We start from the raw sequence: 15,662 nt of genomic DNA, 5'->3' as shown, positions 1-15,662 counted from the left end.
TGTGGTCGGCGGGGCGAGCGGTGCGGGTGGCCGGCGGGGGCGAGCGGTCCGGGGTGCCTGGTCGCGCGGAACCGGTCGTGTTCCGGGGCGGTCCGCCGTGGCCTCGTAGAATCACGCACCGTGCAGCCCCGAGCCGACCCGCTGTTACCCGGCAAGCGTCACGCGTTGGTCATCGCCAACCACGAGTACGTCACCGAGGGGTTGAGCCGGTTGCGCGCCCCCGCCCGCGACGCCGCGCGGCTGGCCGCCGTGCTGGGCGACCCGGAGATCGGCGCGTTCGACGTGCGGGTGCTGGAGAACCAGGACACCGCCCGCACGCGGGAGGCCGTGGAGGACTTCTTCGCCGACCGCGCCCACGACGACCTGCTCCTGCTCTACTTCAGCGGGCACGGCGTGCGGGACCAGGTGGGCGACCTGCACTTCGCCACGGTCCGCACCAGGCTGAACCGGCTCCAGGCGACGGCGGTGTCGGCGGAGTTCGTCCGCACGCTCATGAACCGCACCGTCGCGGGCACGGTCGTGCTGCTGCTGGACTGCTGCTACGCCGGTGCGTTCGGCAACGGCATGACCGCCAAGGCGGGCGGGGAGGTACCGCTCGACAGCCAGCTCGGCGGGTCCGGCCGGGTGATCATCACCGCGTCGCGGGCGATCGAGTACGCGTTCGAGGGGTTCGACCTCGCCGACCGCAGCGGCGACGAGAGGCTGTCCCTCTTCACGGCCGCGCTGGTCGAGGGGCTGGCCACGGGTGACGCCGACCGGGGCCAGGACGGCCTGGTCGACGTGGACGAGCTGTACGACTACGTGCGCGAGCGGATCGCCCGGCGGACCCGCGACCAGACGCCCACCAAGTGGGTCTTGGACGCCCAGGGCGCCATCCACATCGCCCGGCGCGGCAAGCCGGTCGCCACGCCCGCCGTCCTCCCGGACTCCGTGTTGCGGCACGTCACGGACCCGGTCGCGGCGATCCGCGCGGCGGCGGTGGACGAGCTGGTCGACATCGCGGGCCGACCGCACCAGGGGCTCGCCCTCGCCGCCCGGCTGGTGCTGGCGGACCTCGTTGACGACGACAGCCGCCGGGTGTCGGCGGCGGCGGCCCGCGCGCTCGGCCGCGACGTCCCGGACCGGGACCGGCCCGCACCCGGCGTCTGCCTGGTCGTCGGCGTGCGCGACGGGTTCGCGCTCGACAGCGGCCAGAGCCGGCGGCAGGGCGAGCCGCCGATGATGTGGCCGGTGCACGGCGGACCGCACCAGCTCTGGCGGATCGAACCCGCGGGCGCGGGCGAGCACACCATCACCTCCGTCGCGACGGGCCTCGCGCTGGAGCACCAGTACGGCGGGGTGGTGCTCCTCGGCCCGCGCGGGAAGACACCCGACCAGCGGTGGCGCCTGATCGGCGACGACGGACTGGGCCGCTACCGGATCGCCACGCCGGAGCGGGTCCTGACCGCGGACGGCGCCGCCGGCGCCGCCCCGCGCCTGGACGCCGAGCGGGGCACCGAGAGCCAGCGCTTCATGCTGCTCACCGCGACCGGGGCGGAGGTCGACGACCTGACCGCGCGCCTGGCGCGGGAGGAGGACCTGCGCCGGCGGTTCGACGTCGACGTGCAGGGGATGTCGTACCCGGACGACGACCTGCTGCCCCGGTACCTGGAGGCGACGTACCTCGCCGACGCGTCCCCGGTGCTGGTCGCGGACCTCTGCGCGCACGTGTGCGAGTCGACGCTCGCACCGAACGCCTCGATCTTCACCCGGTGGCGTTTCGCGCGCACCGCGCGCGTGCTGGCCGAACTGGTGCCGGAGGTGTTCGCGCGGGTGGTGCGGCAGGTGTTGGCGAGCCGTGAACCCGACTTCACCGATGACGACCTCATGCTGCTGGCCAGCGGTCTGTGCTACGTGCGCGGCACGTGGGATGCGTTGGCGGAGAACACCCGGCGGCGCCTGTTCCAGCACCTCGCGACGACCAGCACCGACCGCCTGCTCCGCCGGTACGAGCTGTACAGCCCGATGCCGCTGGAACCGGTCAGCGACGTGCTGCTCGACCGCATCCCGGACTTCGAGGCCGAACGCGGGGCGCACCAGCTCTTCCTCGCCCACATCGGCAGCGGTCCCGACCCGCGCCTGGTCCCGTACTTCCTGAACCGGCTGGGTTCCGCGCAGGACCTGCCCCGGGTGATCGCGGCGTTGTCCGGGTTGCACGCACTCGGCGTGCTCCTGGGAGAGGAGCACGTCCGGCACCTCGTCGCCGCCATCCCGCCGGCGATCCGCGGGCGCGACGACGTGCGGAAGCTGTTGTGGGACCTCGGGATCTCCGGTGACGCGTGGGCGGAACGCGGATGACCTCGCGACCGGGCCCGATCGCGAGGTCACCGCGGCTCAGCGGCGCACCGCCGTCACGCGTACGTGTACAGACCGCTGTGGTCCAACATGTCGCGCGGTGTCGTGGCCCACGGAGCCATCGGCTCGTCGATGTCGGCCACGTCCGCCGTGCCGAATGCCGGTTGGTAGGTCGCAGTCGGGTGCTGCGCCTGCCACTCCGACCACAGGCGGTCGACGTTGCAGTGGTGCAACCAGAAGACGGGGTCGTTGGGCGATCCCGCTCCGGCCATCGTGCCGCTGACCCAGTTGTGCACCCGGTTGTGCAAGTTCGGCCCGCGGAAGCCCTCCAGGTAGTTCCGGAAGCTGTTGAGCGACGTGCTGTTCCACGGTGACGTGTCGTACGTCGTCAACCCCATGACGGACGCCAGGTCGAACGACGAGGGCAGTTGCAGACCACCCGCACCGAGGTTCCGACGCAGGTAGTTCGCCGAGTCGCTCCGCACGGTCAACGTCCACGCACCACCGGAGTAGGCGAACGGGCCGGTGGGAACCCGCCAGTTCGTCCCGGAGGTCCCGGTGGGGCCCATGAAGTCGTTGGTCCACAGCGTGGTGGTGGCCACCGTCCAGTCCCAGTAGGGGATGGTCACCGACGGGTTGATCGATTGGAGCGCCGCCTCGAAGTCGATCAGGTACTTGCGGTGCCACGGCAGGAACGACGGCGCCCGGTGACCGATGCGCGTGGACCAGTCGCTGTCACCGTTGGCCCGCACGATGTGCTGCTGCACGAACTGGTCGTAGGTGCCGTTCTGCTTCAGCGCGAGGACCGCGTTGACGAAAGCCGTCCGCTCAGCGGGCGTGAGGCTCGCCTGGTTCTTCCGGATACCCATGAGCTACCCTTCCTCCGATACCCGGCTCAACGACCGTGGTGGGCCGACTGCGACTCAGGCCGCAGGTCACCGAGTGTTTCCACCGCGCGTCGCGTGGCGTCGCGCAGGGTTTCGAAGGACTCGTAGTGGTTCACCGACGTCGTGAACGTGCCGTCGCCGTTGCGCATGACGTGCAGCGCGTCGCCGTCGATGGTCGCCTCGCAACGAGGGTTCACACCCTCGTTGACGGCCCACCCCTTGATGTGCCGCTTGAGGTAGATCTCGTCGAACTCCTCCAGGGTGACCGCCTGGGCGTTGCCGCTCAGACCGATCAGCCCGGCTCCGGCCGCCACGGCGACGCCGCCGCCGACCAGACCGCGGACGAGGAACCTTCTTCGGCCCAACACCCGCGCGTTCTCTTCTTCGTGCACATGCATGTTCGTGCCACCCGTCTGCGTTGTGAACGCGACGCGAACAATTCGGAGGCGGGCTCCTCCCTGCCCCCGGAAGCGCCGCGGTTCCGACGCTAGCAGTGGACAATTCGCCGATTCGGCCGCCAAACAGGCGATCTTCGGCCGGAAACCCCCGGTTCCCGTGGGCACGGTCACGTTGTTCTCCCGCATCTCAATCGGTAGAAGTGCGCACGCGCGTGCACCGGACTGCGGGATGCCGATTAAGGGGGCGTTTCTCGGCGATGAACGTGCTGGTCGGCGCGATGGGCCGGTCATCTCGACGCCGGGCTGTGACTGTTTTTTGGTAGAATGCGCGCACCACTCCGGCCGGGGTACCGCCGATGACTTCGGAAAAGCGCAGCAGGTGCTTGAAGGGGTGCTCGGTTTCTGTTAGGCAGGAGTTGCCGACCACGTGCGGAGCGTTGTCCCGAAATCGAGCCCGGTGTTCTGCGCGGCATCGTGCGGGCGTGTGCATTTCCGCCCGCGCCCGGGAATCGGGGTGGGCGCCGCCGGATCGTGCGCCCGCGAATCGGGGTGTGCGCCGCGCCGATCGAGTGCGCGGAATACGGGTGGAGAACGCGTCCGATCACGCGCCGGGGAGCCGGGTGGCGACGCGCTTGATCGCGCGCCGGGGGACGCGTCACGGGCCGGCCCGACCGGCGTTCGGTCGTCCAGGTGAACGTGATTGACATTCGCGTGCGACGCGCAGTAGCCGTTTTTCCTTCGATCGGGGAATTGCTGGTCACCACGGTCGGGTTGAACCATTCCCTCCGATCGGCCCGAGACGCCGCCGGGCCGCACCCTGGTAGGTGAGCACCTCAAGGCGTCTGGAGCGACCCCGTGACCGGAACTTCCCGCACACCGCACACGAAAGCGGAGGACGCGCTGCTGTTCGGCGCGTTCGCCGAGCACGCCGCGCGGAACCCGGGCGGTGTCGCGTTGCGGTACCCGGCGGGGCACGGGCGTTACGCCGGCACCACCTACCGGGAGCTGGCCGAGCGGGTGGACGCGTGCGAGGCGGCGCTCTGGCACGCGGGCGTGCGCCCCGGTATGCGTGCCTGCCAGCTCGTGCCGCCCGGTCCGGAGCAGGTGGCCCTGCTGTTCGCCCTGGGGCGGCTCGGCGCGGTGCCCGTGCTGGTCGACCCCGCCATCGGTCCGCGCGCCCTCAAGCGCTGCCTCGCGGAGACCGCGCCCGAGGTGCTGATCGGGGTGCGCCGCGCGCACGTCGCCCGGCGGGCGCTGCGGTGGCCGGAAGTGCGCATCCCGATCACCGTGGGCCGCGGCTGGCCGCGTGCCGCGGACGTGCCCGGCCCGCGGGTGCCGCCGGAGCGCGCCGGTCCCGGTGGCCTGATCGCGTTCACCTCCGGCTCGACCGGTCCGCCCAAACCCGTCGAGTACCGCCCGGAGCACGTGGCCGCGCAGCTGCGCGCGGTCCGCCGGCTGTTCGACGCGGAACCCGGCACGCCGGTCGTGTCCACGTTCGCGCCGTTCACCCCGGGCGGTCCCGCCCTGGGGCTGGAACTCGTCGTGCCGGACGTCGACCTGCTGCACCCGGCGCGGATCGACCCGGCGAAACTGGTCGACGCCGTCGAGCGCTTCGACGTGCGCGGGCTGCTCGGCTCGCCGGTCGTGCTGGACGCGCTGGCGCGGCACTGCGCGGTGCGCGGGCTCGTCCTGCGCACGCTGCGGGTGGTGGCCTCGGCCGGCGCGTCGCTCGACCACCGGCTGGCCCGGCGGTTGCGCCGCTGCCTGCCCGACGACGCGGAGCTGCACTCGGTGTACGGCGCGACCGAGTGCCTGCCGATCAGCGCGGTGGAGAGCCGGGAGATGCCGCCCGCGTCGGCGACCACCGAGCGCGGGCTCGGCACCTGCCTGGGCCGCCCGCTGGAGGACGCCTCCGTCCGCGTGATCCGCGTGGACGACAGCCCCATCGAGCACTGGAGCGACGACCTGGTGGTGCCGACCGGCACCGTCGGCGAGATCACCGTCTCCGGTCCGACCACCAGCACGCGCTACCCCGGCCGGGTCTGGGAGAACGCCCTGGCCAAGATCCGCGACGGCACGCGCGTGGTGCACCGCACGGGCGACCTCGGCCACTTCGACGAGGACGGCCGCCTGTGGTTCAGCGGCCGGAAGTCGCAGCGGGTCCGCCCGCCGGGCGCGGAGCTGCGCACCGAGGAGGTCGAGCCGATCGCCGACGCGGTGCCCGGCGTCCGCCGCAGCGCCCTGGTCGGCGTCGGCCGGCCGGGCGCGCAGGTGCCGGTGCTGTGCGTCGAGGCGGAGCGCGGCGTCAACCGGTGGGCGGTCCGCCGGCGGGTGCTCGACGCCCTCACCCACCACCCGCACACCCGCGCCGTCCGGCACGTCCTGTTCCACCGCGGGTTCCCGGTCGACCCGCGGCACAACTCGAAGATCGTGCGCGAGCGGCTGGCCGACTGGGCGGCCGGGAAACTCCGGTGAGGCGGAGACCGGACCGCAATCCCAGGAGCATTGTGGAATTGCTGTTTTCCTGATATAGTAAGGAAAACTGGGGTTAGTGTCGGGTCCGTGCCCAATGGACAACCCAGTCACACCGCCGCCATGGCCGCCGCCGCGCGAGCCGCGCACCTGGTCGTCGACCACGAACCCCGGATCTTCACCGACCCGCTCGCCGAGCGGGTCCTCGGCGAGCACGCGGCCGAACTCCTCGGCTACCACCGGGCGCACGGCGACCTGCCCGTGCTCGCCGGGGCCCGCGCCCAGGCCGTGGTCCGCAGCCGCTACGCGGAGGACCGCCTGGCCGCGTCCCGCGCCACCCAGCACGTGGTGCTCGGCGCGGGGCTCGACACGTCCGCCCACCGCTCGGACCGCACGGTGTTCGAGGTGGACCACCCGGCGACGCAGCGCTGGAAGCGGGAACTCCTCGCCGCGGCCGGTGTGCCGGAACCGCCGAACGCGCGGTACGTGCCGGTGGACCTGGCGGCCGAGCCACTGGCGCCCCGGCTGACCGCGGCCGGGTTCGACGTGACGCGACCGGCGTTCGTCACCTGGTTGGGTGTCACCACCTACCTGTCGTGGGCGGCGATCGACCACGTCCTGGCCGGGCTCGCGGGCTGCGCGCCCGGCACCGAACTCATCTTCGACTACCTGCTCCCGCCGGGTGCGCGTGACGGGGCCGGTGAGGACTACGCCGCCCTCGTCGGCAGGGCCGCCGCCGAACGCGGCGAACCCTGGCTCACCTGCCCCGCGCCGGTGGAGGTGGACGCGCATCTCGTGGCCTGCGGCTTCACCGCCGCGCACCACACCGCGCAGCGCGACGCCGTGGCCCCGGAATTGTGGCGGCGCACCGACTCCCTCGTGCCGACGAGACTGGCGGTGTTGGCCCGGACCACCCTTTCGAGACCTTTGTAGACGGTTGCGGCGTGTGTCCGAAGAGGTCACCGCGGTAGCGCTACGATCCCGCCGGGAGGTGGCGACGTGCGGATGCCGTTCGCGGTGCACGCCTCGGTGCGGCCGGAGTTCGAGCAGCGGTGGTCCCGGGCCCGCGTGCCCCTGTGGTGCGGCTTCCTGGGGCCGCCCGCGGTCAGCCTGGCGGTGGCCGGGTGGGTGACGTGGGCGGGTGCGGTGGTGCCGGGCCTGGTGGTGGCGGTGGCCTCGGCCGCCGTGCCGGTGTGGTTCGTGGCGAGCCGGGCCCACCTCCGGCACACCGCCTGGTGGCGTCGGGTGGTGGCGTGGAGTGCGGCCGGCCAGGCGGTCGGCCTGGCCGTGCTGACCCGCGAGCCGTGGCCACCGCTGGCCGCTGTCGCGGCGGGCGTGCTGGGCGTGTTCGCGGTGGGCGCGGCCCAGGCCGTGCTGCTCGACGCGGCGAACGGCGCGATCGCCGCCACCACGCTCGGCGTGCACAGCGACTCGCGCCGGGTTCGCGGCCCCACCGGCCGCTTCCTGCTGGCCCACGCCCGGTTCGACGACGACCTGCTGCGCTGGCGGATCAGCCCGGGTGTCACGGCGCCCGACGTGCTCGGTGGCGAGCTGCGCCTGTGCGAGGTCACCGGCGTGTGGGTGGCCGAGGCGGCCGGCGCGCCCGGTGGTCCGGTGGTGGTCGTCCGCACCGCCGCCCGGCACGCCCAGCTGGTGGTCGGGGACCCGCACGCCTTCGCCACGCTCCTCGACCGCCGGCTGCGCCTGCTCGCCCACCCGGACTGGTGGTGCTGACGGAGCCGCCGGGAAGATCCACAGTGGACCGGTGCGCCCGGCCTCCGCCGGGTCCGCGGCGCGGCCCCGCGAGGTGTGGTCCGCGGGTCGGGGTGTACCGTGGTCGGCATCGGCGGGGCCCGCTCTGGACCCTCCGAACCATCGCGCCGGTGGCCGGCCCCGGATCTCCCCGTGGTCGACGGCCGCGGCGGGCGCGGAGAAAGTCGGATGGAAACATGTTCTCGCACCACCCCTCACGCCGTGCCGCGCGGGTCGTCACCGCGAGCCTGCCGGAGCACGTCCGATGACGGCGCAACCGGCGGAGTCGCTGTTCAGCCACCCGGACACGCACCGGCCCACCACGCGGGGCGTCCGCCCGGACGAGGTCCAGCGGTCCTACACCGACCTGTTCCGCGAGCCCGCCGACACCCCGCCGCCCACCAGCCGGAACGACTGACCCCCGGCGACCTCCCGCGGGTCACCGGAACGCCGCTTGGGCCGTTGGGGTGGTTCCGGGTGTGAACCCGCCTTCTCCGGGTACCGGGAGCGTGTCCCGGCCGAGAGGTGGTTGCGGTGCGCGTGCTGGTCGTCGTGGCGGTGGTGCTGCTGGTGGTCACCGGCTGCGGTGGTCTCGGCGCGGAACCGGCCGCGAACGCGTTGGTGACCATGGGGTTCGGCCAACCGGACGAGCACGCGACGGCACGCGTCGCGGTGTTCCGGGCCGCGAACCCGGACGTCGACGTGCGGATCAACGAGGGCGCGTTCGACGAGCAGCAGTTCCTGTCCGCGGTCGCCGCGGGCGACCCGCCCGACCTGGTCTACGCGGAGCGGCGCAAGCTCGGGAGCTACGCGGCACGTGGTGCGGTGCTGAGCCTCGCGGACTGCGTGCGCGAGCACCACGTCGACCTAGGCCAGTTCCGCGCGGCGGCGCTGCGGCAGGTGACCCACCGGGGCGAGGTGCACGGCCTGCCCGATTTCTCCGTCGTCCGGCTGCTCATCGTGAACAACCCGGTGGTGCGTGCCGCCGGTCTCGACCCCGCCGCGTTGTCCACAACGGACTGGACCGCCTTGGCGGAGGCGACGGACCGGCTCGCGGTGCTCGACGGCAACCGGCCCCGGCGCATCGGCTTCGACCCCAAGGTGCCCGAGTACCTGCCCTTGTGGGCCAAGGCGAACGGCGTCGACCTGGTGCGTGGCGACGAGGTCCACCTGGACGACCCGGCCGTGGTCGAGGCGGTCCGCTTCACGACGGACCTCGTGCGGCGGCAAGGGGGTTGGGCGTCGTTCAAGGCGTTCCGGGACACCTTCGACCAGTTCGGCGCGGACAACGCGTACGTGACGGGCCGGCTCGCCGCGATGCCGATGGATTCCTGGTACCTCAACACGTTGGCCGCGAACTCGCCCGACGTCGACGTGACCGTCGCGCCGTTCACCGACCGCGCGGGCACGCCGATCACCGAGTCCTCGGGGCAGGCGTGGGCGATACCCAAGGGCGCGCGGCACCCCGACCTGGCGTGCCGGTTCCTGACCACGATGACGAACGCGGACACGTGGGTGCTGGCGGCGACCGCGCGCCGCGATGCGTTGGCACGTGCCGGAAAGCCCTACGGCGGCACGTTCACCGCCAACCGGGTGGCCGACGAGCGCATCTTCCGCGAGGTGTTCGCACCCGGCGGCAACCGCGTCCTGGCGCGCGCCGTGCCGCAGGTGCTCGCGTTGCAGGACAAGGCGTTCGTGGTGGAGCCCAGCCCGGCGGCGAGTGAACTGGTGCGGGCGTGGGAGGGCGGCGTCAACCGCGTGCTGACCGGTCGGCAGCCGCCCGACGAGGCGATGGCGCAGGCCCAGCGGGAGGCCGAGCGGGCGCTCGACCGCGTGGGCGGGCGGTAGCCGTGGTGACGGCGAGCCGCCGCGAGGCGCGTGCCGGGTGGCTGTTCCTGCTGCCGTGGGTGGTGGGTTTCCTGGCGTTCACCGCCGGGCCGATGCTGTTCAGCCTGTGGCTGTCGACGACGCGCTACGACATGCTCAAGCCACCCGAGCACATCGGCCTGGACAACTACCGCGAGGCCCTGACCGACGACCGGGTCGCGACCGCGTTGTGGAACACGCTGTTCTTCACCGCGTTGCACGTGCCCGCGCAGGTCGTGGTCGCGCTGGGCCTGGCCGCGTTGCTGCGACGCGCCGGGCGGGCGGCGGGTTTCTTCCGGACCGTGGTGTACCTGCCGGTGATGACGCCGCCGGTGGCGCTGGCCGCGATGTTCCTGTTGCTGCTCAACGGTCAGAACGGTGCGATCAACGCGCTCCTGGGCTGGTTCGGCTTCACCGGGCCGAACTGGACGACCGACCCGGTGTGGATCAAACCCGGCCTGGTGCTGATGAGCCTGTGGACGGCGGGCAGCACCGCCGTGCTGTACTTGGCGGCGTTGACCCGCGTGCCCGCCGAGCGCTACGAGGCCGCGCGGCTGGACGGCGCGAGCCCGTGGCGGCAGTTCTGGCACGTGACGCTGCCGGGTATCAGCGGCACGATCTACTTCACCGCAGTGGTGAACACGATCGCGTCGCTCCAGGTGTTCACCGAGGCGTACACCATGTTCTTCGGCGCGCGTGGCAAGGAATCCGCCGAGGGCGACGCCGCGTTGTTCTACGTGATCCACCTGTTCCGCGAGGCGTTCGAGTCGCTGCGCATGGGGTACGCATCAGCGTTGGCGTGGGGGCTGTTCGTCGTCATCGCGGTCGTCACGGCGGTGCAGGTGCGGCTGTCCCGCCGGTACGTGCACTACGAGGGGGAGCGGTCGTGAAGCGCGTCGTCCCGGTCGTCGGGCTGCTGGTGGTCGCCGCGTTGTTCGGGTACCCGTTCGCGTGGTTGGTCAGCGCCTCGCTCAAGGACCGGGCGCACGTGTTCGACAACTCGCTGCTGCCCGTCCCGTTCTCCCCGGGCAACTACGCGGAGGTCTGGCGGGCGGTCCCGCTGACGACGTGGATCGCGAACAGCGTCGCGGTGGGGCTCGCCGCCGCGGTGGCGGCCACCGTCGCGAGCGCGGTGGTGGCGTTCGGGTTCGCGGCGTTCCGGTTCCCGGGTCGGAACGCGTTGTTCGGCGTGGTGCTGGCGACCATGATGCTGCCGGGTGCCGTCACGATGGTGCCGGTGTACCTGGAGTGGCACGCGTTGGGGTTGGGCACGACGCAGATCCCGCTGTGGGCGCAGAACCTGTTCGGCTCGGCGTTCTACATCTTCCTCCTGCGGCAGTTCTTCCTCGGCCTGCCGCCCGACGTGCTGGACGCGGCCAGGGTGGACGGCGCGGGCCCGTGGCGGCTGTTCACCCGCATGGCGTTGCCGCTGGCCAGACCCGGGTTGATCGTGGTGTTCGTGTTCGAGCTGAAGGCGGCGTGGACGGACCTCGTCAAACCGCTGATCTACCTGCGCGAGCCGGAGCTGTACACGTTGCCGCGCGGGCTCAAGACCGTGCTCGACCGGTACGGCGAGGGCGGTGAGGCGCAGTGGGAGCTGGTGCTGGCGGCGAGCGCGGTCGCCACCGCGCCGATGGTCCTGGTGTTCCTGGTGGCCCAGCGGTACTTCGTCCGCGGCGCGGTCACCCAGCACCTGGAATAGCCGTCAGCCGCCGAACATCGCCGCGGCTTCCCGGCCCTTCGCCTGGTTCTCGGCGACGTACGGTCGCAGTTCCGCCTCGTAGGCGGCGAACGCGGCGGTGTGGTCGTCCGTCGCCGCCAGTCGCCGGGCCAGGGCGCGTGCGCCGATCAACGCCTGGGACGTGCCCATGCCGCTGGTCGGCGCGGCGCCGTACCCGGCGTCGCCGACCAACGCGACGCGGCCGTCCCACCAGCGGTCCAGGTGGACCTGGCAGGACGAGGCGAAGTGGAAGTCGTCGGCTTCGGCCATCGCGTCCAGCAGGCGGGGCACGAGCCAACCGCGCCCGGCGAACGCCGCGCGCACGGCCTGCTCCTGCCGGTCCCGGTCGCACCGGTCCAGGTCCGGTGCAGCGGTGGCGAAGGAAAGGCTGACGGTGAGCCGGTCCGGGTCCTCGGCGCTGAACAGGTAGACGGCCGCGCCGTCGGCGGTGTGCAGCAGGCCGGTCCGGTCGAGCCCGGGGAAGTTGGCCGTGCTGAAACCCGCGCCGGACATGCCCAGGTGCCGCAGCGCGTCCTCGTGCGGGCCGAAGACCAGCCGCCGCACGTTCGAGTACACGCCGTCCGCGCCGATCACGAGGTCGAACTCGCGGGTGCCGCCGCGCTCGAACTCGACGACCACGCCGGACTCGTGCCGGGTCATCGCGGCGATCGAGTCGCCGAAGACGTACTCCACGTCGTCGGCCGTGATCCGGTGCAGGACGCGGGTCAGCGCGCGTTTCGGCACCTCCAGCCCACCGGCGAACGCCTCGGCGGGCAGCCGCCCGACCTCCGCGCCGGTGGCGTCGACCAGCGTGGTGCCGCGCATCCCCGTCTCGTGCGCGCGGATCTCCGCCAGGACACCCAACTCGGCCAGCACGTCGAACGCCTCGCCGCGGAAGTCCACCGCGTACCCGGTGTCCCGGAGGCGTGGGGCGCGCTCCACCACCGTCACGGCGCAGCCCGTGCGGTGCAGGTAGTGGGCGAGGGTCGGGCCGGCGACGCTCGCACCCGAGATCAGGACCTTCGTGTTCGTCATGACCGGAACCGTAACCACGTCTTGTCCATTTGGTCAAACCATGTGGATGAACCGTCCGGTCAAAACCTCGGGTAGGCTGTTCGTCATGGGCAATCGCGAAGACCTGCTGGCGGGCGCCAAGAAGTGCCTGGTCGAACGGGGCTGGGCGCGGACCACCGTGCGCGACATCGCCGCCGCCGCCGGTGTCAGCCACGCCGCGATCGGTTACCACTTCGGTTCCCGGGACGCGTTGCTCACCCGGGCGCTGGTGGCGGCGGTGGACGAGCTGTCCGACGAACTGGCCCGCCGCGCACCCGGTGACGCGCCGGAGCAGCGCTGGCAGGCGTTGATCGACAGCTTCACCACGCACCGGGCGTTGTGGGTGGCCCAGCTCGAAGCCGCGGTGCAGGCGGAGCGCTCACCGGAGGTGCGGGAACACCTGGCCAGAGGGCAGCGCGAAGGCCGCGAGGGGCTGGGCGGGTCGGTGCCGCTCGCGTTGTTGAGCGGGCTGATGCTGCAATGGCTGGTCGACCCGGAGCACGCGCCGTCCGGCGCGGACGTGGTGGCCGAACTCCGGGCGCTCGGCGCCTCGGGCGAGCCGGCCTGAACCTGGTGCGGTCCCGCGGCTGCGCTCCAGCCGTCTGGACCACGTGTCGGCCGCCGGAGCACCCGCGGGAGGTGTTCCGGGCGGCCGGTGCGGCTGGGCCGCGGTGGTCAGTAGGCCATGAAGAGGATCTCGTCGCGGGAGTAGTCGTGACCCGGGTGGTTCTCCTTCAGGTGTTGCTGGGTCTTGGCCACCAGGTCGTCCTCGTCCTGACCGGTGATGTGCTCGCCGCAGGGGCAGGTGATGTTCCGCTTCATCGCATCCTCCGTCACCAATCTCGCCACCGACTCTACTGATCCCGGCGGCCTCGTGGACGGCGATCCGGGAACCCGGCCTTCGGTGGTGTGGGTCACACCGTGCCGTCCGGGTCCATTGTGGACCAAGTGTGTGCACAGTGGACTCGTGCGGTGTGTCCGTGCAGTTCAACGGGGTGTTACGCCTTGGTCGAGGAGGGATGATCAGGGCCTCGGTACGCTCGTGGCATGGGGGAGATGCCCGACCTCGCGGCCGAGTTCGAAGCACAGCGCCCGCGGCTGTTCGCGCTGGCCTACCGCCTGCTCGGCGTGGCGGCCGAGGCCGAGGACGCCGTCCAGGACACCTTCCTCCGGTGGAGCGCCGTCGACCGCGCCGGGGTGGTCGCGCCCGCAGCCTGGCTGGCCAAGGTGCTGACCAACCTGTGCCTGAACCGCCTCACGTCGGCCCGTGCCCGGCGCGAGCGGTACGTGGGGCCGTGGCTGCCGGAACCGGTGCTGACCGACGACGCCGCGCTCGGCCCGCTGGAGTCCGTCGAGCAGCGTGAATCCGTTTCCCTCGCCCTGCTCGTGCTGCTGGAGCGGCTCACGCCCGCCGAGCGCGCGGTGTTCGTGCTGCGCGAGGCGTTCGGGTACACCCACCGCGAGGTCGCCGACGTGCTCGACGTCAGCGAAGCCGCCTCCCAGCAGCTCCACCGCCGTGCTCGTGCCCACGTCGACCGGGCGCGGCGGCGGTTCGACGCCGATCCCGTGCGGGGCGAGCGGATCGCCCGGCGGTTCCTCGCCGCCGCGCGCACCGGCGACCTGGCGGATCTCGAACGGTTGCTGGCCGCCGACGTCGTGGCCTGGGCCGACGGCGGCGGCAAGGTGACGGCCGCGCGGCAGCCGGTGCGGGGCGCCGCCAAGGTCGCCCGCTACCTGGCGGGCTGGATGGGCCGGCCGGTGCCCGACCTGGAGATCACCGTGCGCGAGGTCAACGGCGAACCGGGCATCGTGGCCGTCGTCGGCGGGCGGTTGTCGGGCGTCATGGCGTTGGAGGTGGTGGACGGGCGGGTCACCGCCGTCCGGACCGTCGTCAACCCGGACAAGCTCGCCCACGCCGAAGGGCGGCTGCGCGCGGCGGCGTGACGCACGTCACCGCCAGGGCCTGTCAGGAATCGGCGCGCTCGCCGGTTCAACCCCCGAAACCCGGCACACGGGTGAGGGAGGGAAGACCGGTGGCACATCGCATCGTGGTGGTCGGAGCGGGTTACGCGGGGCTGTCCGCCGCTCAGCGGGCGGCTCGCGCGCTGGGGGACCGGGCGGACATCACCGTGGTCAACCCGGCTCGGCGGTTCGTCGAGCGGGTGCGGCTGCACGAGGTGGCGGCGGGCGCGACGCCCACCAGCCTGGACATCGCCGAGGTGCTGGCGCGGCGGCGGGTGGGGTTCGTGCGGGGCGCGGTGACCGCCGTGGAACCCGACGCGCACCGCGTCCGGGTGGAGACCGCGGACGGGGCGCGTGACCTGACCTACGACACGCTCGTCCACACCGTCGGCAGCACCGCCGACACCGACGGCGTGCCCGGCGTCGCCCGGCACGCGTTGACCGTCGCCGGTGCGGCCGACACCGAGGCCACCCGTGCCCGGGTCGCCGAGCTGGCCGACGGCGGTCGGCTGACCGTGGTGGGCGGCGGCTCGACCGGGGTCGAGCTGGTCGCGGAGCTGGCCGAGGCACACCCCCGGCTGGCCGTCCGGCTGGTCACCGGCGAGGAGTTGGGCGGGTGGCTGTCCCCGCGCGGTCGGGACCACGTGCGGGCGGTGCTCGACCGGCTGGGCGTGGAGGTGCGGGACCAGACCAAGGTGGTGGAGGTCGGCCCGGACGGCGTGGTGCTCGCCGACGGCGGCACGATCGCCGGCGACGCCGTGGTGTGGGCGGCGGGCTTCGGCGTGCCACCGCTGGCGCGGGACGCCGGGCTGGCCGTCGACCGGCAGGGCCGGGTCCTGGTGGACGACACCCTGCGGTCCCGCTCGCACCCGGACGTCTACGCGGCGGGCGACGCCGCCGTGCTGCACGGCGCGCACGGCGGCGAACTGCGCATGGCCTGCGCGACGGCCCTGCCGTCCGGTCGGCACGTCGCCGACGTCATCACCGCCCGGCTCACCGCGCGGACGCCCGAGCCGATGCGGTTCGAGTACGCGTTCCAGTGCCTCAGCCTGGGCCGCCGCGACGGGTTGATCCAGTTCGTCCACGGCGACGACCGGCCCCGGCCGCGGGTGCTGACCGGGCGGGTCGCGGCGTTGTTCAAGGAGGGCGTGGTGCGCTCCACCCTCTCGATGGCCCGGCGGTCCGGGTGACGGTCGGGGCGTTCCGGTGGCGGAACGC

General features: G+C 72.9%; 16 protein-coding genes. 11 read left to right on the top strand and 5 right to left on the bottom strand.

The features are described from left to right. Nucleotides 1-120 precede the first annotated feature (120 nt). Nucleotides 121-2,337 carry a caspase, EACC1-associated type gene (locus KZQ38_RS15475; RefSeq protein ID WP_219442607.1) on the top strand — a complete coding sequence of 739 codons (2,217 nt, stop codon included), beginning with the start codon at nucleotides 121-123 and terminating at the stop codon, nucleotides 2,335-2,337. 53 nt (nucleotides 2,338-2,390) lie between these two features. Here KZQ38_RS15475 and KZQ38_RS15470 read toward each other — a convergent pair whose 3' ends face one another. The 3 genes from KZQ38_RS15470 to KZQ38_RS15460 all read right to left on the bottom strand — a co-directional run bounded on the left by KZQ38_RS15470 (nucleotide 2,391) and on the right by KZQ38_RS15460 (nucleotide 4,046). Next, nucleotides 2,391-3,203, bottom strand: coding sequence for a tyrosinase family protein (locus KZQ38_RS15470; protein ID WP_219442605.1), 813 nt, complete (start codon nucleotides 3,201-3,203; stop codon nucleotides 2,391-2,393). Between the two features lie 26 nt (nucleotides 3,204-3,229). Further along, nucleotides 3,230-3,619 carry a tyrosinase family oxidase copper chaperone gene (locus KZQ38_RS15465; protein ID WP_219442603.1) on the bottom strand — a complete coding sequence of 130 codons (390 nt, stop codon included), beginning with the start codon at nucleotides 3,617-3,619 and terminating at the stop codon, nucleotides 3,230-3,232. Nucleotides 3,620-3,806: 187 nt separating this feature from the next. Beyond that, nucleotides 3,807-4,046 (bottom strand): hypothetical protein, encoded by a 240-nt coding sequence (locus KZQ38_RS15460; protein ID WP_219442601.1) that lies wholly within the window; start codon nucleotides 4,044-4,046, stop codon nucleotides 3,807-3,809. Nucleotides 4,047-4,474: 428 nt separating this feature from the next. Here KZQ38_RS15460 and KZQ38_RS15455 point away from each other — a divergent pair, with 428 nt between their 5' ends. The 7 genes from KZQ38_RS15455 to KZQ38_RS15425 all read left to right on the top strand — a co-directional run bounded on the left by KZQ38_RS15455 (nucleotide 4,475) and on the right by KZQ38_RS15425 (nucleotide 11,411). Continuing rightward, nucleotides 4,475-6,094: a fatty acid CoA ligase family protein gene (locus KZQ38_RS15455; protein ID WP_219442599.1), complete on the top strand. Its 1,620-nt coding sequence runs from the start codon at nucleotides 4,475-4,477 to the stop codon at nucleotides 6,092-6,094. An 87-nt stretch (nucleotides 6,095-6,181) separates the two neighbouring features. After that, on the top strand, nucleotides 6,182-7,024 hold the full coding sequence (locus tag KZQ38_RS15450; RefSeq protein ID WP_308258420.1) for a class I SAM-dependent methyltransferase: 843 nt from the start codon (nucleotides 6,182-6,184) through the stop codon (nucleotides 7,022-7,024). 66 nt (nucleotides 7,025-7,090) lie between these two features. Continuing rightward, nucleotides 7,091-7,825: a hypothetical protein gene (locus KZQ38_RS15445; protein WP_219442597.1), complete on the top strand. Its 735-nt coding sequence runs from the start codon at nucleotides 7,091-7,093 to the stop codon at nucleotides 7,823-7,825. Nucleotides 7,826-8,108: 283 nt separating this feature from the next. Continuing rightward, complete coding sequence (locus KZQ38_RS15440) at nucleotides 8,109-8,261, top strand: hypothetical protein (protein ID WP_219442595.1); 153 nt, start codon at nucleotides 8,109-8,111, stop codon at nucleotides 8,259-8,261. Nucleotides 8,262-8,377: 116 nt separating this feature from the next. Next, nucleotides 8,378-9,691 carry an ABC transporter substrate-binding protein gene (locus KZQ38_RS15435; protein WP_219442593.1) on the top strand — a complete coding sequence of 438 codons (1,314 nt, stop codon included), beginning with the start codon at nucleotides 8,378-8,380 and terminating at the stop codon, nucleotides 9,689-9,691. Nucleotides 9,692-9,696: 5 nt separating this feature from the next. Further along, entirely contained in the window at nucleotides 9,697-10,599 is a 903-nt protein-coding gene (locus KZQ38_RS15430; RefSeq protein WP_308258419.1) for a carbohydrate ABC transporter permease, read from the top strand. Further along, nucleotides 10,596-11,411, top strand: coding sequence for a carbohydrate ABC transporter permease (locus KZQ38_RS15425; protein ID WP_219442589.1), 816 nt, complete (start codon nucleotides 10,596-10,598; stop codon nucleotides 11,409-11,411). Before KZQ38_RS15430 ends, KZQ38_RS15425 begins: the two co-directional genes overlap by 4 nt. A gap of 3 nt (nucleotides 11,412-11,414) precedes the next feature. Here the strand turns inward: KZQ38_RS15425 and KZQ38_RS15420 are convergent, their stop codons facing one another. Next, entirely contained in the window at nucleotides 11,415-12,464 is a 1,050-nt protein-coding gene (locus tag KZQ38_RS15420; protein WP_219442587.1) for an FAD-dependent monooxygenase, read from the bottom strand. Nucleotides 12,465-12,549: 85 nt separating this feature from the next. On the opposite strand from KZQ38_RS15420, the gene KZQ38_RS15415 reads away from it, so the two are divergent. Continuing rightward, nucleotides 12,550-13,050, top strand: a complete 501-nt coding sequence (locus KZQ38_RS15415) for a TetR/AcrR family transcriptional regulator (RefSeq protein WP_219442585.1) — start codon at nucleotides 12,550-12,552, stop codon at nucleotides 13,048-13,050. A gap of 107 nt (nucleotides 13,051-13,157) precedes the next feature. Here KZQ38_RS15415 and KZQ38_RS15410 read toward each other — a convergent pair whose 3' ends face one another. Continuing rightward, nucleotides 13,158-13,304, bottom strand: coding sequence for a DUF1059 domain-containing protein (locus tag KZQ38_RS15410; protein ID WP_073892909.1), 147 nt, complete (start codon nucleotides 13,302-13,304; stop codon nucleotides 13,158-13,160). Between the two features lie 225 nt (nucleotides 13,305-13,529). Here KZQ38_RS15410 and KZQ38_RS15405 point away from each other — a divergent pair, with 225 nt between their 5' ends. Together KZQ38_RS15405 and KZQ38_RS15400 are read left to right on the top strand one after the other, a co-directional pair. After that, on the top strand, nucleotides 13,530-14,426 hold the full coding sequence (locus tag KZQ38_RS15405; RefSeq protein WP_257901428.1) for an RNA polymerase sigma-70 factor: 897 nt from the start codon (nucleotides 13,530-13,532) through the stop codon (nucleotides 14,424-14,426). Between the two features lie 89 nt (nucleotides 14,427-14,515). Then, on the top strand, nucleotides 14,516-15,634 hold the full coding sequence (locus KZQ38_RS15400) for an NAD(P)/FAD-dependent oxidoreductase (RefSeq protein WP_219442583.1): 1,119 nt from the start codon (nucleotides 14,516-14,518) through the stop codon (nucleotides 15,632-15,634). Nucleotides 15,635-15,662: the final 28 nt, after the last annotated feature.

The organism is Saccharothrix obliqua (genome assembly GCF_019375475.1).
GTDB lineage: Bacteria > Actinomycetota > Actinomycetes > Mycobacteriales > Pseudonocardiaceae > Actinosynnema > Actinosynnema obliqua.
This window is presented reverse-complemented; position numbering and strand designations above follow the sequence as displayed.

Excerpts from the sequence above, each read along its gene's own strand:
- KZQ38_RS15420 (WP_219442587.1), bottom strand. The coding sequence starts at position 12,464 with ATGACGAACACGAAGGTCCTGATCTCGGGTGCGAGCGTCGCCGGCCCG.
- KZQ38_RS15405 (WP_257901428.1), top strand. The coding sequence starts at position 13,530 with ATGGGGGAGATGCCCGACCTCGCGGCCGAGTTCGAAGCACAGCGCCCG.
- KZQ38_RS15470 (WP_219442605.1), bottom strand. The coding sequence starts at position 3,203 with ATGGGTATCCGGAAGAACCAGGCGAGCCTCACGCCCGCTGAGCGGACG.
- KZQ38_RS15440 (WP_219442595.1), top strand. The coding sequence starts at position 8,109 with ATGACGGCGCAACCGGCGGAGTCGCTGTTCAGCCACCCGGACACGCAC.
- KZQ38_RS15410 (WP_073892909.1), bottom strand. The coding sequence starts at position 13,304 with ATGAAGCGGAACATCACCTGCCCCTGCGGCGAGCACATCACCGGTCAG.
- KZQ38_RS15465 (WP_219442603.1), bottom strand. The coding sequence starts at position 3,619 with ATGCATGTGCACGAAGAAGAGAACGCGCGGGTGTTGGGCCGAAGAAGG.
- KZQ38_RS15415 (WP_219442585.1), top strand. The coding sequence starts at position 12,550 with ATGGGCAATCGCGAAGACCTGCTGGCGGGCGCCAAGAAGTGCCTGGTC.